2 protein-coding genes and 1 pseudogene are annotated in these 2,285 nt (G+C 47.7%); all 3 read left to right on the top strand.

Annotated features, from left to right (window positions below):
* Nucleotides 1–238: pseudogene (locus GRP75_RS24800) on the top strand (ABC transporter ATP-binding protein); the annotation flags it as partial.
* Nucleotides 225–1,295: a pyridoxal-phosphate-dependent aminotransferase family protein gene (locus tag GRP75_RS24795; protein ID WP_160790654.1), complete on the top strand. Its 1,071-nt coding sequence runs from the start codon at nt 225–227 to the stop codon at nt 1,293–1,295. The pseudogene GRP75_RS24800 and the gene GRP75_RS24795, both read left to right, overlap by 14 nt.
* A partial coding sequence (locus GRP75_RS24790; RefSeq protein WP_160790653.1) for an amidohydrolase family protein occupies nt 1,285–2,285 on the top strand: 1,001 nt, incomplete at its 3' end. The genes GRP75_RS24795 and GRP75_RS24790, both read left to right, overlap by 11 nt.

Here is a 2,285-nt window from a genome sequence, read left to right as displayed (position 1 = left end):
GTTGAGCACACTCAAATCGGAGCTTAATCTTACGATGCTTTTTATCTCTCATGACTTGGGAGTTATAAATGCCATAAGCGATATTGTTGCTGTAATGCGGCAGGGGAAGCTGGTTGAGATCAACCCCAAGGAGAAATTCTTTTCTCGTCCTGAAACGCCTTATAGCCGTGAGCTTTTGTCCGCTGTTCCTAAAATGCCAATATCCCATTCTGCAGGAGGTATTTATGAGTCAAAATAATAAAGGATTTGTACCTCTTACAATATCGGAGTTTGATACGCTAACTAACTTGCTCTCCAAACTCCTGTCCACCCAAGAATCCCCGGTAATCATACCGGGCGAGGCGATCCTGGGAATTGAAGCCATAGCAGCAGGCATATCTGCGCCCGACCGTAAAATTCTAAACATTGTGACAGGTCCATATGGAACGATTTTTGGTAACTGGCTTGCGCGTGGCGGAGCAGAAGTCATCGAACTCAAAACATCTTTTGATGATGTGGTAACTGTAGATGAAGTCGCCGCAGCGATTGAGCGATATAACCCATGTGCGCTTTCTTTTGTGCAGGCGGAAGTGGTCACAGGAGGCTCTAATCCAACAAGGGAAATCATGGAGCTTGCGCGTAGATCAAACATTATAACCGTGATAGATTCAGTTTCTGCAATCGGGGGCGAACCGGTGCTCATGGACGAGTGGGGAATTGATTTTGTAGCTGTAGGGGCGCAAAAAGCACTATCCGGGCCTAACGGGATCAGCGCTGTGGGGATTTCTCCCCGTGGCTGGGAGTTTCTGGCCTCCAACAAAAATGCGCCGCGCAATTCCATACTGTCTTTGCTTGACTTAAAGCGTTCCCCTAATCATGTGACGCCCGTGCGAGTTCCTGCCAACATCCCTGTTTTGGAAGCCCGTGCGCTTATAGAGTCATTAAAGCTTATTGAAGAAGAAGGTCTGGAAGCAGTCAACCGCCGCCATCGCTTAACTACATCTGCTGCAATTGCTGGCATTAAAGCCTTGGGCCTTGAACCGTGGCAGCGGAATAAAGATAGCTACTCAACGTTGACTACAACGGTTCGGATTCCTCAAGGCGGTAATTTCAATATCGAACAGCCCATAGGCATTGTCGCACCCGGAGATGGAGAATTGCATAATAAACTCTTACGCATTAACCATTTTGGGGCGAAGGCAAATCAACAAAGCGTTGAAGAAGCTATCCAAACGCTTGCTGAGCTTGTACATCAAGACCCTTATCATGCGCTTGCCGCCCAAAGGTTAATTTGGAGGAATGAAGATGGAAAATAAAATTCAAAAAGAGTTAACCTATAAAAATATATTTGTGGCGGGGATTGATGGGAAACGATTTGATATAACAATCACCAATGGTCGTTTTTCGTCCATTGCAGAGTCCTTATTCTCGCATACTCAACAAAATGGTCCAGATGGCGACCTATGGATTAGCCCCGGCGTAATTGATCTTCATACGCATTTGGCATGGACGGATTTTAATCATACTGACCAGGAGAAGCGCGATGAACTGGAGATCGAAGTGATGCAGGCGCAAGCCTTTGAGGCTACTTTCCAGGCTGGAGTGACTACAGTGCGTGATGCAGGTGGGCTTTTGCCAAGTACGGTGAAGCATATAGGTCAGCATTATAGCCAGCCTTTAAGAGTTTATACCAGTGGTGATATGCTTGGAGCCGGAGACGCACGAGGTCTTAAGCATTTGGAACGGCGGGTAACAGAAATTATTGATTCCGGGGCAAGCTGGATTAAAATTCTTGCAACGGGGGGACTAGGCTCGTCGCCAGATACAGTGCTGAACCCGATTTTTTCTGAGGAAGAATTCTCTTTTATTGTGCGTAGCGCCCATGCACGCAACATAAAAGTCATGGTTCACACCTGGGGCGGACCTACTGTGGATTGGTCTATTGACGCTGGAGTGGAATCTATAGAGCATGGAATGTATTTGACCGAGGATCAAGCCAACCGGCTTGCGCAATCCAGGACAGCCTTTGTGCCTACTGCTTCCATCTATCGTATTGCTGCAGACCCTTCTGGAGTTCTTTCACTCGACAGGGAAATTTGTGATCGTGCCGCCCGCGCCGCCGAAGCCCACCCTAAAGCCGTTAGCTATGCCAAAAGAGCAGGCGTACGAATTGCGTTCGGTACAGATTTTGCCACACCTTCGTTACATGGACGTAACCTTGAGGAATTAGACACACTCATAGACTGTGGATTAACTCGAAAAGAGGCCTGGCAGGCTGCCACGGAGTTCGCCGCTGAAATTTTGGG

Origin of the sequence: Paenibacillus sp. OT2-17 (assembly GCF_009827695.1) — a bacterium.
Classification (GTDB): domain Bacteria; phylum Bacillota; class Bacilli; order Paenibacillales; family Paenibacillaceae; genus Paenibacillus; species Paenibacillus polymyxa_B.
The sequence above is the reverse complement of the archived record's forward strand: the minus strand, read 5'-3'. Positions and strand labels throughout refer to the sequence as shown.